Consider the following 18,272-nt stretch of genomic DNA (forward strand, 5'->3'; position numbering starts at 1 on the left):
AGCCTTATGATAGCGCCGGAGATCGGTGAAATTATTGCCGATTCGGGAATAGTAAAAAAAATAATTCGACAGTTGCTTGACAACGGCGGTAAATTTACCCCGGCTGGTGGAGTTCTTCGGCTTGAGGCCGGAACGGAGGGAAATTGGTTGTTGATCCGGGTGACGGACAGTGGGCGCGGTATCGTAGGTGAAGATCTGTCCCGCCTGTTTCAGCCTTTCACCCAGCTCGATTCCTCTCTTACCAAGGAGTACAGCGGCATCGGCATGGGACTCTATCTTGCTCAAAAACTGGCAACAGTGCATAATGGTGATATCGAGGTGGTGAGTACAGTCGGTCAGGGGAGTATTTTTACCCTGCGTATCCCCTTGACCGGGGAAGGTGAGAATACCGTTTGAAGGTTTCACTCTTCATGAAGAGCATACAATAATTAACCACAAGAAAGGATACCCTATGGAAAGGAAACAAAAAATCCTGATTGTCGATGACGAACCCTTTAATGTTAAGCTTTTGAAGGCTTTGTGTGAAAACCTCGGCTTTGAGACGGTGGCTGCTGCCGATGGCCGGGAGGCGGTCGCCAAGACCATTCAGCATCTCCCGGATCTGGTGCTGATGGACGTGATGATGCCGGGGATGAACGGGTTTGAGGCGACTGCCCTGATCAAGGCCGACCCCCTGACCCAGGGAATCCCGGTGATCATCGTCACCGCCCTTGGTTCCCGGGGCGACCGGATTACCGGGATCAGCAAGGGGGCTGACGACTTTCTCACCAAGCCGATCGATACTGAGGAACTTACCTTGCGGCTCAAGAATCTCCTGAAAATTAAGGAATACGGCGATTTCTTGAAAAATCACAACAAGAAACTTGAGGATCAGGTGGCGCAGCGCACCGAACAACTTCGTGGCGCCTTCACCGATCTCGAGGAAACTCACCGGTCCATTAAACTGGCCTATATCGATACCATTGAGCGCTTGGCCCGGGCCTCGGAGTTTAAGGACGAGGACACCGGCCAGCACCTGAAACGGGTGAGCTCTTTCACCCGTAAACTGGCGGAACATCTTGGAATGGGTGAAGATTTTTGTGAGGCGATTTACTACGCCTCCCCCATGCATGATATCGGCAAGGTCGGGATCCCTGATCGCATTATCCTTAAGCCGGGCAGTCTCGATCAGGAGGAGTGGGCGATTATAAAGACCCACCCGGGGATTGGCGCTGGCATCCTGCAAGGATCCCAGGCCCAGTATCTGCAGATGGCCGAGGAGATTGCCTTAAACCACCACGAACGGTGGGACGGCGGCGGCTATCCGCGAGGTCTCAAAGGCGAGGCTATCCCGCTCTCCGGCCGTTTGATGAATCTAGCCGACCAGTACGATGCCCTGCGTTCCAAGCGGCCTTATAAGCCGGCCTTTGACCACGCAAAGACCTTTTCCATTATTTCCGAAGGTGATGGCCGCACCACGCCTGAACATTTCGATCCTCAGGTGTTGCAGGCATTTCGCGACTGTCATGAGGATTTCGCCGTCATTTATGAGGAGTTGAAGGATGCGTGAGTTCGAGCAAGTCATACCATGAGGGCACGTAACTGCTTAGGTTAACGGTTTACGGTTGGCAGTTGACGGAGAGTGATCCTATCAATGGCTGAGCACACACTGACTTCATGCATCTACGAAGCATTCATGACTGACCATGATTCTTTTAACTGTAAACCGATAACTGATTACCGTTAACCTAAGTAGTTATAAATATTTTTATCTCAAGGAATAAGTATCATGCAGGTATCGTTTTCCATAACCAAGAAATTTTTCGTCCTGGCGATTCTCCTGGTTACTTTGACTGCTGCCGTGTTCGGCTTTTCCTTTTGGTCCACTAATCATTTTACGAGCGACGTTCAGCGGGTGAGCATCGTCGCCAGGGAGAGGATGCTGGCCCACGAGATGGTTTGGAATCTTTTTGAGGCGATCAGCCATGCCGAAGGTGTCGAGGCGGAGCGCTTGGCCCGGCTGGTCCGTGACCAGAAGCTGCCGAACTTCGAAAAGATGCTTCGTGCCATTGGTGATGGCTCGACTGCGGAGGGCCTGTTGCCAATGGACACTGGGCACTACGACAGTGCGCTCAGCGCTTATGCCGAGCTTGTCTCCGAGTGGCAGAAATCGTTCCGACCGGCCCTGCTCCAGGTGTCTGCGGTAATATTGTCCAGCGAGGCAGGGGAGAAGGAGGAAAGACCGCTCACCAATCTTCATGCTATCCTGAGCCAGGAACTCAAGACCTACATCGAACGCCTTGACCGTTTTTCCTCGATGATGGTTGACAACTACACTGCCGAACTGCATCATCATAACATAATCCTCTTTGTCTTTCTGGTGGTAGTGATGGCCCTCCTTGGAGGGATAGCAGTCGTGGTCCGCCGCTGTTTCGTCCAACCGATCAAGGACTTGGCTCAGGCCGCTCAAGCGGTGACTGCCGGTGATCTGTCGGTCGCCGTGACGGTGAACAGCCGGGACGAACTCAGTGGCTTGGCCACTAATTTCAATGGGATGACCGCAGCTATTTCAGACAGCCTGAGAGACAATGCCCGCCTGCTCCAGCGTTTCAAATCCTTGTCCCGCACTATCGGTCTGGTGCTTTCCGTTACCGAGATCGAAACGCTTCTCCGGGATATAGCTGAGGAGGCCTGCCGGCTGGTCGGGGCCCGCTACGGAGCGGTGGGGATCCGCGACCAGCATGGAGGCTATGAATACTTCATCCACACTGGCCTCAGCTCGGACGTATTGGCCGAGCTGAGGGAAAAATATGGCCTGCCCCAGAACCGTGGCCTGCTGCGGGAAATATTTAATGTCGATCACCCGTTGCGGGTCGCAGATATCGCGGCCCATCCGTCAGCAATAGGTTTCCCGGCAGGCCACCCCGTAATGCGAACCTATCTGGGTGTGCCGGTACGGCTACAGGGCTTGACCATTGGCGCTATCTATCTTGTCGACCGGACCGATGGTGAGCCCTTCTCCGAGGCGGATGAGGAACTGATCAGCGCCCTCGCCAATGGCACGGCCCTGGCAATCAATAATGTCCGGGTTATGACAAAGTTAACGGAACGCAACCAGGAGCTGGATATCCTTAACAGGATGGCGGCCTCTACTCGAAAATTTGAGAACCTTGAGACACTTCTGGCGAATATCCTTGATGAGATTCTTACCTTGAAGTCCCTCCGCCTTTTGAAAAAAGGCGCTATCTTCCTGAGCGATCCAAAGAATCAGGTCCTGCGGATGGCGGTTGAGAGAAACTTTGGCGAGCCGATTAAAAAATCCTGTCGAGAAGTTCCCTACGGTTACTGTCTTTGCGGGTTAGCCGCCGCTAACAAAAAAATAATCGAATGCCCGGCCTGTGTGAAAGACAGTCGGCACGTCATCTATTATGAGGGTATGGAAGAGCACGGCCATATCATCCTCCCACTTCAAGATGGAGATGAGGTGATTGGGGTGCTCTGCCTCTACCTCCCGCCTTTTACCGAGTTGAAAGATAGCGAGCGTCGCCTCTTTCAGGCCATGGCCGACATCGTTGCCATTGCTGTCTGCAACAGCCAGACCTTCGAGGCAATCGAGCATAAAGTTAAGACCCGCACCGCCGAACTGGAGATGGCCACCAACGAGTTGATTATTTCTAAAGAGGCGGCTGAGGCGGCCAATACCGCCAAGAGCGAGTTCCTGGCCAATATGAGCCATGAACTGCGCACTCCGCTGAATGCTATCATTGGTTTTTCCGAGATATTGATAAATGGTGTCGCCGGTCCCATGACCGACGGCCAGAAAGACTATCTCCAGGACGTCTACACCAGTGGTCAGCACTTACTGGCCCTGATCAACTCCATTCTTGATCTTGCTAAGATCGAGGCGGGCCGGATTGAACTTGAATATAAAACAGTGAACATTAGTGAGCTGATCAATGAGAGTCTGCTCTTTATTCGTGAAAAGACAATGACTCACGGTCTTGAGGTGACTGTAACGGTCGAGCCGGAGAACGTTAAGGTCGAGGCCGACCCTTTCCGTTTAAAACAGTTGCTGGTTAACCTGCTCTCTAACGCCGCCAAGTTCACTCCTGATGGCGGCCGGATCACGGTGCAGGTGAAATCGAGGGAGGAGTGCCTTGATCCGACGGAAAAAGGTTGCGCCACCCCTGTCTGCGAGTTGCGGGTAGTAGACAGCGGTCCCGGTATCACCCCTGGCGACCTTCAGAGACTCTTTACCCCCTTTACCCAGTTGGAGTCACATCTGACCCGCAAGTATCAGGGCACAGGCCTGGGGCTTGCTATCTGCAAACGGATCGCCGAGGCCCACGGCGGATCGATCTGGGCGGAGAGCGACTACGGCCACGGCAGTAGTTTCATTCTGCGCATCCCGCTGCAGAGGCCGTTGCCAGAGGATAATGAGGACCAGGTGGCCCAGGGCTTGTTTGGCGGTCACTGGGCCACTGATCCACTTACCGGTATTCTTCTTCACCATAACTTCATAGATCTCGGTAAGCGGGTCTGCGCCTACCACTGCCGAGAGGATCGCCCGTTTGCCATCCTCCGCCTGGAATGCCGGCAAGGGACAATCACCAAAGATTTCCTGCCGGTCATCGAGCTGCTGAAACGGGACGTGCGGCAGTACGAGATCCTGGTCCATGCCGAGCAGCCCGGGGCCTATTACATCATTCTCCTCACCTCTGATTCTCAAACTGTGGCCGGGGCCCATGAGCGGTTGGCCCGTAACCTGGCAGCGGTGAATTGGCGGTGCGGCGTCCAGACTGCGTGTTATCCAGAGGACGGCGAAACGTTTGAGGAGCTGCTGATCGCTCTGGGGAGAAACAATAACGGCGGATCTTGCGAGGTGCGGTAGGCTGGGCAAAGTCGTCAAGGTGCAACCCCGACCCATTCACTCATTTCTGATCAATGTTTGGCAGGGAGCGGCTTCAGCCACGATTCCCGGTATGTATCGCGGCTGAAGCCGCTCCTTGGGATGAGACGGTAAGCAGGCTGGTTTGGCACTACACTTTTTCAGCCTGTTTGTTCTGTCCCTTTGGCTCCGCTCAGCAACGATGGATGAGAGACCGTTCCTTGAACGGAGCTGAAGGGATTATGGCCTTGGGTACGAATCGATTTTTTCATCCACTTATTTACCAAGTTGAAAGTTCCTCCGTTGAAGGGGAGATGGTTATACGGTCAAAATTATCCGGCCCGTGGCGAAAGTTACTTGGAGAGCGACAATGAAGATTTTGGTAATCGAAGACACTCCGGCCAATATGAAGCTGGTATGCGATTTACTTAGACATTCAGGCTACACCGTACTGTCTGCAGTCGATGCCGACCAAGGCATCGACCTGGCTCGTCAGGAACTGCCGGATCTGGTGCTGATGGACATCCAACTTCCCGGTATGGACGGCATTACCGCTACCCGGTTGCTGAAGAACGACGAGGCAACCAGGCATATCAAGATCATCGCCCTTACCGCTTTTGCCATGAAGGGGGATCGGGAGAAGATGCTTGCGGCCGGGTGCGACGATTATATTGCCAAGCCGATTCGGTATAAGGAGTTTCTCGAGACCATCAGCGTTGTTGCCGGCAGGGGGAGGCGCGTTGGATAAGGCTTATTTTTGCCAAATTCAGGCCAACACCTCGTAACACCAAGTACAAAGGGAGATTTAATCATCATGACCCGCAACAACGATCACCACCAAGCCAGCGGCTATATCCCGATGCGCAAGTCATTTTCTCTGCTGTATGGAGCGATGATCATTATTCTCCTGGCCTTCATTGCCAACGGCAGCTGGTTTTCCAGTGAGATCAGCGGCCTGAACCAGGCAATCAACCTGGCCGGCTCCGAGCGGATGCGCACCTTCCAGATCGCCTACCTCCTCACCAGGGCCGAAAGTGAAACCTCGCCCCAGCGGGAGGAGACCCTAGGCCATGTAGCCATGGAGATGGTCCGTTTTGAGGAGATCTTGAACGCCTTAAAGGATGGCAGCAAGAAGTATCAGCTGCGCGATGTTGCAGCTGAAGAAATTGATCAGGCGCTGCAAAAACTCATTCACCAGTGGGAAGAAGAGTTCAAGCCCCGGCTCAACTCCATCATGATCTCCTCCTCCGCCGACAGATTGAAGTTGCTTGAAGATTATAACCGCAAGGTCCATGAGTTTGTGGAAGTGGACATTAATGGGCTCGTTGTTCTATTCGTCGCCAAAATGGACAGGTGTCAGCTGATCTTTATCTACGGTCGCTATCTCCTTACTCTACTGGCCGTTATCCTGATCGCCCTCAATCTGGTGTATGTTCGCCGGCGGATACTTACACCCCTTAGCGCCCTGTTGCAGGATACCGAGGAGGTGATCCGGGGTAATTACGCGGTGGTCGCCACGGTTGCAACCAACAACGAGCTGCGTCTTTTTGCCGAGCGGTTCAACTCCATGACCCGGGCCATTGCCGACTCCTTCGCCATCTTGGAGGAGACAGTCCAGCAACGGACCGAGGAGCTGGCCCTGGTCAATTCCCGGATGCAGTCTTTTTTTGACAGCGCACCTGACGCCATCCTCTCCATCCGCCCGGAGGATAAGACCGTTATTCTCTTCAGCCGTGGGGCAGAGAAGGTTTTCGGTTACCGGGCCGAGGAGGTGCTGGGCAAAAACGTCAGGATGCTGATGCCCGAACCCTTTCACTCCAATCACGACACCTTTGTCAATAACTACATCAACACCGGGGTCAAGAAGATTATCGGCATCATCCGGGAGGTGAAGGCACGGCGCAAGGATGGTGAGATCATCGATATCGACCTGTCGGTGAGTGAGAGCATCACCCCCTCCGGCCGGATATTCAATGCCATTATCCGCGACACCTCGGACCGGGTCAAGGCCGAGCGGGAGATGAAGAAAATGTCCAGCGCCATCGAGCAGTCGGTGGAATCGGTGGTGATCACCGATCGGGGCGGCACCATCGAATACGTCAATCCGGCCTTTGCCCGGTTGACTGGTTATAGCGCCGCTGAGGTCCTTGGCAAGAATCCACGGATTCTGAAGTCCGGGAAGCTCCCCAAGAAGTTCTATGAGGAGATGTGGGAGACGATCCTTAACGGCAATATCTGGCAAGGTGAGCTCATTAATCGCAAAAAGGACGGCGCCTTGTTCTACGAGGTGGCAACCATCACTCCGATTAAGGACGTCCAGGGGCAAATCACCCATTTTGTGGCCATGAAGAACGATATTACCGCCCGCAAACAGGCGGAACAGAAGATCTTGCAAAAAAACAGCGAACTTGAGGCCCGACTGGTTTATGATCGGACCTTTGTTCGGATCGCCACCATCTTCACCACCACCTTTGACCGCAAGCTCGCCCTGCAGAAGATGCTGGCTCTGCTGGCCGAAGCGCTCCCCTTTCCCTGTTCGGCGTTTTATGCCTATGACGAGTGGGTCGGTAAGTTGGTTTGCGAGGCCTTCTGCGGCATGGGCGGTGATCTTCAGCATGAATTTGACCTGCGGGAGGGTTTGGTCGGCCGAGCGGTAACCGATGGCCAACCGATCGTTATCGAGGGCACGGATGATTTTCCCTTGGCCATCGAAACCGGGGTGGGCGGAATTCAGCCCAAGGCTGTACTCTTGCAGCCTATTTTGTATCAGGAAAAAATTCAAGGAGTGCTGGTAATCGCCTCCGTGGTGCCTTCCAGTCAGTATGACCGGGATTTCATAGAGCGGATTGCCAGCAATCTCGGCATTGCCCTGCAGAACTTGAAGCAGTACAGCGATCTCAGAGATCTCTCCGAGCAACTCAAGCTGCGCGGCCTCGAGGTGGCGGAAAAGAACCGGCAGCTCGAGGAGGCCAACCGGCTGAAGAGCGAGTTCCTGGCCAATATGTCCCATGAACTGCGCACTCCGTTGAACGCCATCATCGGGTTTTCCGAGGTGTTGAAGGACGAAGTAATGGGTGAGCTGACTCCGATCCAGCTGGAATACTCAACCGAGATTTTTAGCAGCGGCCAGCACCTGCTTTCCCTGATCAATGATATTCTTGATCTCTCCAAAATCGAGGCCGGTAAGATGACCCTCGATCTTGAGCCGGTGAATATCCCGGAACTCTTGGATAACAGCCTGACCGTAATCAAGGAGAAGGCCATGAACCACCGCATCCGGCTTGGCCTCGAGGTTGATGAGTCAATTGGCAAGATGCAGGTGGATGCCAGGAAGTTCAAGCAGATCGTCTACAATCTCTTGGCCAATGCGGTGAAATTCACCCCTGACGGCGGCTCTGTTACAATTGCCGCTAAAGTAGCGGCAGGGGAAGCAGGGGCAGGTGAGTGGTTGGAGATATCGATCACCGACACCGGCATCGGCATCAGTGAGAGGGACCTCGCCCAGTTGTTTCAAGCCTTTGTTCAGGTGGATGGCTCTTACTCTCGCAAATACGAGGGTACCGGTCTGGGTCTTGCCATGGTCAAGCGGCTGACGGAACTCCACGGTGGCACAGTAGTCGCGGAGAGTGTCCCAGACAAGGGCTCAACCTTTACTGTCAGGCTGCCTTATCGGAAAGTCGAGGAGTCCGGGCCGGATATCGCGGCTCCTCACCCCTTGGCCTTAAACCATAGCGCCACCGAACGGGCTACTCACCACTTACCAGGGAATCAACTGATATTGATCGTCGAGGATGATGATCAGGCTGCCGGACTGCTTCGGGTCCAACTTGAGAAAAATGGCTACCAGACGCTGCGGGCCGCAACCGCCGAGGAAGGGCTGATCATGGCCCGTGACTCCCGGCCCGACCTGATAACCCTGGACATTTTGCTGCCCGGCATGGACGGCTGGCAGTTTCTGGAAAGAATCAAGGCCGAGCGGGAACTGGCCGGAATCCCGGTGGTGGTAATTTCCATCGTCGCTAACCAGCAGAAAGGATTTTCGTTGGGCGCGGCCAATGTGCTGCAAAAGCCGGTGAGCAAAGAGGCCCTCCTGCAGTCGGTTTTTGATCTCGGCGGGCTGGTAATGACAAAAGGCCGACCGTTGAGGATTCTGGTCGTGGACGATGATCCGCGGGCGGTGGAGATCGCCAGTCGGCATCTTGAAGGGGCCGGAAACCAAGTGCTGCGAGCCTATGGCGGCCAGGAGGCCATCGAGATCGCCCAGCGGGAGCGCCCTGATCTGGTGATCAGTGATCTGATGATGCCGGAGGTAAGCGGTTTCGACGTGGTGGCCGGTCTGCGCAGCGATCCGGAGACCAGAGAAATCCCGGTCATTATTTTGACCGCCAAGATAGTCACCCCTGAAGATCGAAAAATTCTGGAGGGGTCTGTGGTGCGGATCGTGCGGAAGGCCGACTTTAGTCCCGCGTTGTTTTTGGCGGATGTGAAAAAGGCCATAGCGAGGCGCCAAGAGAGAATCTTCCCTGGCCAGCCTGCCGCAGACTTGCAAACGCAACCTGAGCACCGGTCGCAAACCATAGCTCCCGTCCCGGCTGCGAACCGTGAGCCCCAACCCCTGGTTCTGGTTATCGAGGACAATCCCCGGGAGTCTGATCTGATCAAACTGTATATGGCCGACCTGGGCTATCGAGTGATCCAGGCAGCCAATGGCAGAGAAGGATTGGAGCTGATGTCCTCAACCCGGCCGGATCTCATCACCCTGGATATGATGATGCCGGAAACAGATGGGCTCACTTTTCTGGACCTCAAGGCGCAGATGTCCGAATTCTCCGATATTCCGGTGTTGGTCATCTCGGCAGCTGCAGATAGCGACAAGATAGGCGCCATGGGTGTCCGGGCCGTTTTACGAAAACCCCTGCGCCAGGGAGAACTGATGCAGGTGATCAGTACCCTGGGACTTCAGGCCCCTGAGGGTGGCAAGGTAAAAATTCTGCTGATCGACGACGACCCGCGAGCAATCAAGATCATATCCTCGTATTTCAACAATGCCGATTATGAGATTCACAAGGAGTATGGTGGCCGGGCCGGGGTGGAAACAGCTCGACGGGAAAAACCGGATGTCATTGTCCTGGATCTGATGATGCCGGACATGAATGGCTTTCAGGTGTTGGAGGAACTGAAAAAACAGCAGGACACCTGCGATATCCCGGTGATCATCCTCTCTGCTAAACTTCTGACCAACGAAGAGCGTGCCGTTCTTGCCAGCCAGGTCCAGATCGTCGTTGGCAAGGCACAACTTAGTCGTGATGATTTTGTCAAAGAGCTGCAGCGATTGTTGGTGACAAACAAGACCAAAAGTTGATGTAATGAATATTAAAAGCCTTTGTAGGGTGGGCGCCGCTCACCAAAGATATTCCGGTCATCATCCTCATCGAGGAAGAGCGGAGGCAGCGTCTCGCCTACGCCATTATGATTTAAGTTGCTGACCGACATTAAACAGTCGCTTGGAATAAATACAAAAAATGAAGAAGTGTGAGGTGTATGAAAATATTGATCGTCGAAGACAATCCGAAAAATCTTAAACTGGCATCCGGTATCCTTGCCCGGTCAGGCTATTCGGTGATCAGCGCCGAAGACGGTGACAGTGGCCTGCTTATGGCCCGGCAAGAGCGGCCAGACTTGATCCTTATGGATATTCAGCTGCCCGGGATGGATGGACTGACGGCCACCAAACTGTTGAAAGGAGCGCCCGAGACTTCCCATATCAAGATCATCGCCTTGACCGCCTTTGCCATGAAGGGAGACCGCGAACGGATGATTGCGGCCGGTTGCGATGACTATATCTCCAAGCCGATCCGCTATAAGGAGTTTCTGGCCACGGTGGCATCGTGGCTGCCCAAGGAGTGAATCGGGGTGAGAGCAGGTTGTTGACGAGAGTTAAAGCATAAATAACAGGTGGATGTACAACGCTTAAGGCGTTTTTTTACCCGAAGGAGATTGTTATATGCACAAAGAGGAAGCAAATATTCGTCGTCAGCTTCTCTGGCCATTGGTAGCTGCAGGTGTACTTATTCTTGCGGGTATATTTTTTTCGGTAATTCGCCTGCAGGAGTGGTTTGTCACCAGGGAGGCCAGGTCTCATCTTGAGGAAGTCGAGAGACTCTTCGTCGGTCTTCTTGATTCCGAGGCCAAGTTTATGCGAGTGCGGCTCGATACCCTGAAAGAGGATGACGCTCTGCAACAAGCTTGGCAGGCGAGGGATCGTCATCAACTGCTGGCTGCGGCCGATCCCATCTTCCAACAACTTCGTTCCCAGTACAATGTTACCCATTTTTATTTTGTCGATCTGGATCGGACCTGTTTTCTTCGAGTGCATAATCCTGATCGGCACGGTGACGTCATTAATCGATTCTCCATGTACCAGGCCGAGGCCACAGGTAAACTAGCCTGGGGCATTGAACTTGGACCGCTGGGGACTTTTACCCTGAGGGTTGTGGTCCCATGGTGGATCAACGACAGGTTGGTCGGCTACTTGGAGTTGGGAGAGGAGATTGAGCATCTGACCCCAATGCTTACTTCTATTCTTGATGTTGATCTGATTTTTGGCATCTATAAATCCTCCCTGGACCGTAAGGTTTGGGAAGAAGGCATGGCCATGATGGGCCGCAAGGCCGATTGGGATGCTTACGGTCATTTGGTGGTGATTGATTCAACATCCGATCAAATTTTGCCGGAAGTGCAGGAACTTTTAGGCAGCGAACATGAAGAGCATACGGAAGAAATAATTCGGGTCAAAATGGGGGACAAGATCTTCATGGGCGGGCTGGTTCCACTTACTGATGCCGGCGGTCGGAATGTCGGCGAGGTTCTGGTGCTGGATGATGAAACCCAGGCGATGAGTGAGGTGCATCGTCAGGTTACCTATCTGTTTTTAATGGTGACTGGTATCGGCGGCGCCATGTTCTTTTTCGTCTTTCTTTACGCCGGTCGCATCCAGCAGCGCCTGGTTGATTCATTTATGAGACTTTCCGAGGAGAGCCGGGAGCATCAGCGAGTAGCCGCAGAATTAGCCGGTTATAAGCAGCAACTTGAGCTTCTGGTGGAGGAACGGACGCGCGAATTGGCCACTGTCAATATGGCCTTACAGGAAGATATCGAGATCCGCGCCAAGATGGAGGCTTCCCTTAGAGATTCCGAGCAGAAACACAAGGCCATCATTCAAACGGCGCTTGAAGGTTTTTGGCAGCTGAGCTATGAAGGTCGCTTTCTCGACGTCAACGATGCTTACTGTCAACTCATCGGTTATAGTCGCGAGGAATTGTTGACCATGAGTGTTATTGATATTGAAGCAGTGGAGACGGAGAAAATTGTTGCCGAACACCTGCGGCATATTATTGACACCGGCTTTGATCGCTTTGAGAGTCAGCAACGGTGTAAATCCGGAGATGTGGTTGATGTCGAAGTGAGCGTCCGTTTTCTGGGTAGCAATACTGTTGTTGGTACTTTTTTCGTCTTTGTACGTGATATTACTAAAAATAAGGAGGTTGAACGTACCTTGAAGCAGGAAGAGGACCGCTTGACCTCGCTGCTTGCCCTTTCCCAGCTCGAGGTACAGAGTGAAATCGAATTGATTGAGCACGCTCTTGAAGAGGGAGTGAGGATCACCGACAGCGAGGCCGGATATCTGCACTTCTTCAGCGAGGCCAATGAGAGCCTTGAGCTTTATGTCTGGTCCAGTGGGGTTAAAGAGGAGTGTAGTCTCTCCAAGATGCCGCACTACCCCCTTGCCGAGGCCGGTATTTGGGCCGATTGTATTCGTCAGCGGCGGCCAGTGATCCATAATGATTTCCAGGAACACCCTGGCCGTAAGGGGTATCCGGAAAATCACTTTCCGGTCTACCGACACCTGTCGATCCCGGTATTCGAGAGCGGCAGGATTGTTGCTGTTGTCGGCGTCGGCAATAAAAAAGCGCCTTATACCGATAATGACATCCGTCAGTTGACGCTGTTTGTGAACTCGATGTGGAGCATTTTGAAGAAACGCCGTGCCGAGGAGGATCTAGCCTTCCGTTCGCTGATGCTTGATAATGCCACTGACTCGGTGTTCGTCTATGATTTAGATGGCCGCATTCGCTACCTCAACAAGGCGGCCTACACCTGTCGCGGCTACTCAGAGGAGGAACTCATCGCACTCTCCCAAGAGGCTGGTGAGGCGCCGATCTTCGCCCGGCTTTCGTCCGAACGGATCAAGGAGGTGGAGAGGGAAGGGGAAATCTCCTTCGAAGAGAGTCACCTCTGTCGGGACGGTTCGCAGTTGGCGGTGGAGGTTTTTTGCGGGGTGGTATCGGTAAGTGAGACGCTGTTGATTTTATCTATTGCCCGAGATATCAGCGACCGCAAAGCGGCTGAGAAGGCGCTGCAGCGGGAGTTGGCGGCTAATATGAGCATCGCCGAACTGGCCGAGTTGCTGATCTCGGCCGAAGTCCCTATCGCCCGCATCTCCAAGGTGGTGCTCGACCATGCCCGACGGTTGACCGGGAGTGAGCATGGCTATGCCGGCGAGATCCATCCGGTGACCGGGAATTTGATTAGCCATACCTTGACCGAGATGCTGGGGGATCAGTGTCGGATGGAAATCGGGCAGATAACCGAATTTCCCAAGGGCGCGGCAGGTTATCCGGACCTGTGGGGGCATGCACTCAACACCAGAGAAGGGTTTTACACTAACGAACCGATCTCACACCTCGCGTTTGCCGATCGATTACCGGAAGGCCACGTGCCGGTGCGTTGTTTTCTATCCGTGCCTGCCCAGATCCGTGGGGAACTGGTCGGCCAGATATCTCTGGCCAATTCTGTCGAACAATACACTGACGACGATCTTGAGGTGGTCAAGCGGTTTGCCGATCTCTTTGCCCTTGCCATTCAACGGAACAGAAACTCCGCCGAACTGGTTGCTGCCAAGCTCCAGGCCGAGGCGGCAAGTTCGGCCAAGAGTGAGTTTCTGGCCAACATGAGCCATGAGATCCGCACGCCTATGAACGCCATTGTTGGTCTCGGGCATTTGTTGCTGCAGACGGAACTGACTCTTAAGCAGAAAGAGTATTTGCAAAAGATGCAGGATTCGTCTCATGTCCTGCTTGGGATCATTAACGACGTGCTCGATTTCTCCAAGATCGAGGCCGGTCGATTGGAGTTGGAGAAGGTCCCTTTTCTGCTCGAAGCGGTGTTGTTCCAAATGAGTAGTATGATGGGGGTGCGGGCCACGGAAAAAGGGTTGAGGTTGATCTTGTCCATTGATGAACAGGTTCCGCGCTACCTGCTTGGGGATCCTTTGCGTCTGGGGCAGATTCTCACCAATCTGGTTAATAATGCAGTTAAGTTCACTGACCAGGGATCTGTTGAAGTCCATGTCGAATTGCTTGCCGAGACCGGCAAGGAAGGGAAGCAGGCGCTTCGTTTTGTTGTCCGCGATACGGGTATCGGCATGACTGAGAAACAGCGGAGTAAGCTTTTCGAGGCCTTTACTCAGGCGGACTCATCGATTACCCGTCGCTTTGGCGGCACCGGACTGGGACTCTCTATCTGCCGGCGGTTGGTGGGACAGATGGGAGGTGCGATTGAAGTGACCAGTGAGTTCGGTAAGGGGAGCGAGTTTTTCTTTGAAATCAGTTTTGCGATTCCGTCTCAAGACGAAATCAACATGGCGCTGGTTGAGGGGGCATCCGAATTCCTGCTTCCTGAGGGCCATGGAAAAGTCCATCGCGCGGGCTGGAATATTGCTCTTGAAGGGGTGCGGATCCTGCTGGTTGAAGATCAACCGGTCAATCAGCTGGTGGCACGGGAGATTCTCGAACAGGCGGGTTGTATCGTGGAGGTAGCGGCCAACGGCCGGGAAGCGTTGGATATTCTCAATCAATTGAGACGCAAGGTTGAAGCAGGGGAGAACCCGCTTCTTTTTGGCGCTGTTCTTATGGACCTGCAGATGCCGGTGATGGATGGCTACACCGCGACTCATAAGATTCGTGCCATGGCCTGGCCGGAAGGGAACAAAATTCCGATTATCGCGATGACCGCCCATGTTTCGACAGAGGAGCGAGAGAAATGTCTGCAAGCTGGGATGAACGATCATGTTGCCAAACCCATCGATGTGGAGCAGCTCTATGCCTCCCTGCTAAAGTGGGTTAGCCCTACTTCTCCTTTCGGGAGATCAAAGGTTGCGGGTCATGTTAGTTCTTGCTCTGAGAGTGATGAACTCTTGGATATGACTGGAATCGATGTCGACTCCGCCCTGGTCAGGCTTGGAGGCAATCGTAATCTGTTAGATAAACTGATTCGGCAGCTCCGGATCGACTGTCACCAACATGGTAACGCCGTTCACGTGGCTCTTGCCGCTGGAGATCGCGGCGCGGCGAGGGAGAGCGCTCATGCCTTGAAGGGGATCGCCGGCAATGTCTCTGCCACCAATTTGTTCGAGACATGTCATGCGCTAGAGTTGGCGCTTGCTGGTAACAATGATCTTGATCTTGCACCGCTGATGGCAGCCTTTGATATCGCCCGTTTAGGGGTGATGGGAACAACAGTTCCAATTGCCGATGCCTTAATAGCGTCGGAATACGATGAAAGAATTCATGGGACGGATGGTAATATTAGCCATCTTGAAGCTTCTCGTCAGGAACTTAATGCCTTCTTGCAGCAACTTGATGGGTTGCTACAGAAAAACAGCATGAAGGCAACTGATCTGATGCCGCAGTTTCATGACCTCTGTATCTCTTCTGGTTGTCTCGAAGCAGTTTCTGCGATTGAGACAGCAGTGGAGGAGCTCCGATTTGGCGATGCCCTCGATATTGTCCGGCGGATGCAAAAAAGAATAGTAGATGCCAACGGTGAAGATAATGAGTGAACAAATTCCGAAGGCGAAGATTCTGATTGTTGATGATGTCCCTACCAATATTAGGATTCTTCACGAAGGATTGAAGCAAGAGGGTGAAATTTATTTCGCCACCAGCGGTGAGAAAGCCCTTGAAATAGTGGTGCAGGAGCATCCTGATTTGGTGCTTCTTGATATTCTTATGCCCGATATGAGTGGCTATGAGGTCTGCCGACAATTGAAAAGCGATTCTACAACGAGTGGGATTCCGGTTATCTTCATTACTTCTTTGCAAGAGGAGGAGGATGAAACCAGAGGATTTGAGGCCGGCGCCATTGATTATATTATCAAACCTTTCCGGATGCCAATTATCCGGGCCAGGGTACGAACCCATCTTGAGCTTAAACGGCGGGGAGATTTGCTGAAAAGTCTTTCGAACCGTGACGGATTGACTGGCATCGCCAACCGTCGGAGTTTTGACGAAACTTTGGACTCTGAGTGGAACCGGGCAAAACGTTTACGTTCGTGTTTGTCTCTGGTGATGGTGGATATTGATCACTTCAAACTCTTCAATGACCACTATGGCCATATTGCCGGTGATGAATGCTTGAGGTGGGTTGCTCAGGCTTTAAAACAAAGTCTGCGACGGGCCTGCGATTTTGTTAGTCGGTACGGTGGTGAGGAGTTTGTCTGTATTCTACCTGAGACAGACCTGGACGAGGCTTTGAAAGTTGCTGAACATCTGCGATCCGCTGTGGCAGAACTTGCCATCCCCCATGCATTTTCAACAGTTGTTGGTACAGTCACAATTAGTATGGGAGTCGCTTCGATGATGCCGCTTCCGGAAAAAGCATCGGTCGACTTGATGCTGGCAGCCGACCAGGCCTTGTATCAGGCCAAGAATACCGGACGAAACAGGGTGTGTTACTTTCAGGATAATCCTCGGTAATTTAACGCGTTGTCTACGTATTCTCAAGTTTCTAGGCAGCAACTAACAGGTAAGCCACATTTTCCTGAAAAATCGTAAGAATCCCATAAAGACAGGCGTTGTCAAACCCGATCAGTTCTATGCCTTTTTACCAAAGATTGAAAGTTCACCATCCACTGACGATGCTTTTTAGGGTTGCTCCAAAAATGCTCTGGATAATGGATGGATTGAAATGACCATTTCTGGAAAACCAAGCAGTCGATTGCAAAGATATCGCCTGACAGAAATGGGACGTTTAAGGCTGAAGAGCTTGAAGTGTCGTAATCGTTCACCAGAAGCGTTGAACGTGCGGATTTCACCGGATTGTAAACGTTTACCGGGCGCGTCTTATATTTTAGGTTAATTTCCTTTGAGAAATGAGGCGAGCACCTCGCTTGCGGCGGAAACCTGGTTGAGTTCAATGTGCTCGTCTACCTGATGGGCCTGAGTGATGTGGCCTGGTCCCCAGATGATGCACGGCCCGTTATCCTGGAGTTCTGAGCAATCGGTGGCGTATCCGGCATTGCCCGCTTCGTCGCTGTGGCCCGCCTTTCGAAGCGCTTCCTGGAATTGTCGTATTAATGGGTTGTCTATCTCGGTCTGTACTCCTCGGGCGAAAAAAAGATTCTCGACTGCCCCTCGGTTGCCAACGACCTGCTGGATGGCTCTGGCGATCTTCTGAGGGTGATGTTCCGGTAATAAGCGCACATCAACCGATATTTCGCAGTGGTCCGGAATGATATTGACGGAGACCCCTCCCTTGATTTGGGTGACGGCAAGCGAGGCTCGTCCGAGTTCTGGATGTTTGCGCCGCGAGAGTCGACAGGCGAAGAGTTGTAAATCGTCAATGATCTCAACCATGCCGAGGATGGCATTTATGCCGAGGTCCGGTGTTGATGAGTGAACAGCCTTGCCATGGCTGGTTACCCGGCAACGGTAAACTCCTTTGTGTGCCTTAACCAGCTTGAGACTGGTCGGTTCGAGGCACAGGCACAGGTCCCACGAGCCAACTCCCTCTCTCAGGGCTGCGGCTCCTCTCAGGCTACACTCCTCATCAATCGTGGCGGCAAAGGTTACGTCATATCGCCACACATCTCGCTGTGTTCGTAATTGGATTAAGGTGCTTAAGGCAGTGGCCAGAGGCCCTTTGTCGTCACACGCGCCACGCCCCCAAATCTTTTCTTCCTTGATCTGCCCGGCAAAGGGATCACTCATGCCGGAGGCGCTGACTGTGTCCAGATGGGCTACAATCAGAAGTTTTGGTTTTTCTGGATTGGGGAATCGGGCAATGAAGTTGGGTCGTCCTGGAACGACCTCTTGGATTTGGTGCTCAATGTCCATGGACGCGCAGAGGTTTGCCAGACGGTTGACCAGTGCCAATTCTGGGGCGGTGGCATCGGTCTGTGTCTGGCCTGATGATTCGCTGGGGATGCCGATCAGCTCCTGAATCAGAGCTATGGTGTGATTGATGTCGATCATGAAGTCCTCCATTATAACCCCTCAGGTGATGAGGATGGATACCGAAGGGTGTCGGCGTTGGTTTGATATTCTAATTGGGTTGTTGTGAAAAA

9 protein-coding genes are annotated in these 18,272 nt (G+C 53.0%); 8 read left to right on the forward strand and 1 reads right to left on the reverse strand.

What is annotated here, in order from left to right; genetic code table 11:
* The 8 genes from FP815_12120 to FP815_12155 form a co-directional block, all read left to right on the forward strand.
* Positions 1–396, forward strand: a 396-nt coding sequence (locus FP815_12120) for a hypothetical protein (GenBank protein ID MBA3015676.1), incomplete at its 5' end; no start/stop codon positions are given.
* Between the two features lie 55 nt (positions 397–451).
* Positions 452–1,549 carry a response regulator gene (locus FP815_12125; protein ID MBA3015677.1) on the forward strand — a complete coding sequence of 366 codons (1,098 nt, stop codon included), beginning with the start codon at positions 452–454 and terminating at the stop codon, positions 1,547–1,549.
* A 219-nt stretch (positions 1,550–1,768) separates the two neighbouring features.
* A complete protein-coding gene (locus tag FP815_12130; protein ID MBA3015678.1) occupies positions 1,769–4,870 on the forward strand; it encodes a GAF domain-containing protein in 3,102 nt (1,033 codons plus the stop codon).
* A 367-nt stretch (positions 4,871–5,237) separates the two neighbouring features.
* Positions 5,238–5,615: a response regulator gene (locus FP815_12135; protein MBA3015679.1), complete on the forward strand. Its 378-nt coding sequence runs from the start codon at positions 5,238–5,240 to the stop codon at positions 5,613–5,615.
* Between the two features lie 66 nt (positions 5,616–5,681).
* A complete protein-coding gene (locus FP815_12140) occupies positions 5,682–10,229 on the forward strand; it encodes a response regulator (GenBank protein ID MBA3015680.1) in 4,548 nt (1,515 codons plus the stop codon).
* A gap of 179 nt (positions 10,230–10,408) precedes the next feature.
* Positions 10,409–10,774, forward strand: coding sequence for a response regulator (locus FP815_12145; protein ID MBA3015681.1), 366 nt, complete (start codon positions 10,409–10,411; stop codon positions 10,772–10,774).
* Positions 10,775–10,871: 97 nt separating this feature from the next.
* Positions 10,872–15,767 carry a PAS domain S-box protein gene (locus tag FP815_12150; GenBank protein MBA3015682.1) on the forward strand — a complete coding sequence of 1,632 codons (4,896 nt, stop codon included), beginning with the start codon at positions 10,872–10,874 and terminating at the stop codon, positions 15,765–15,767.
* Positions 15,760–16,683: a PleD family two-component system response regulator gene (locus FP815_12155; GenBank protein ID MBA3015683.1), complete on the forward strand. Its 924-nt coding sequence runs from the start codon at positions 15,760–15,762 to the stop codon at positions 16,681–16,683. Before FP815_12150 ends, FP815_12155 begins: the two co-directional genes overlap by 8 nt.
* Before the next feature lie 378 nt (positions 16,684–17,061).
* On the opposite strand, the gene FP815_12160 is transcribed toward FP815_12155, so the two are convergent.
* On the reverse strand, positions 17,062–18,192 hold the full coding sequence (locus tag FP815_12160; protein ID MBA3015684.1) for a M20 family metallopeptidase: 1,131 nt from the start codon (positions 18,190–18,192) through the stop codon (positions 17,062–17,064).
* Between the last annotated feature and the right edge of the window lie 80 nt (positions 18,193–18,272).

It is taken from the genome of Desulfobulbaceae bacterium (genome assembly GCA_013792005.1).
In the GTDB taxonomy this organism is placed as follows: Bacteria; Desulfobacterota; Desulfobulbia; order Desulfobulbales; family VMSU01; genus VMSU01.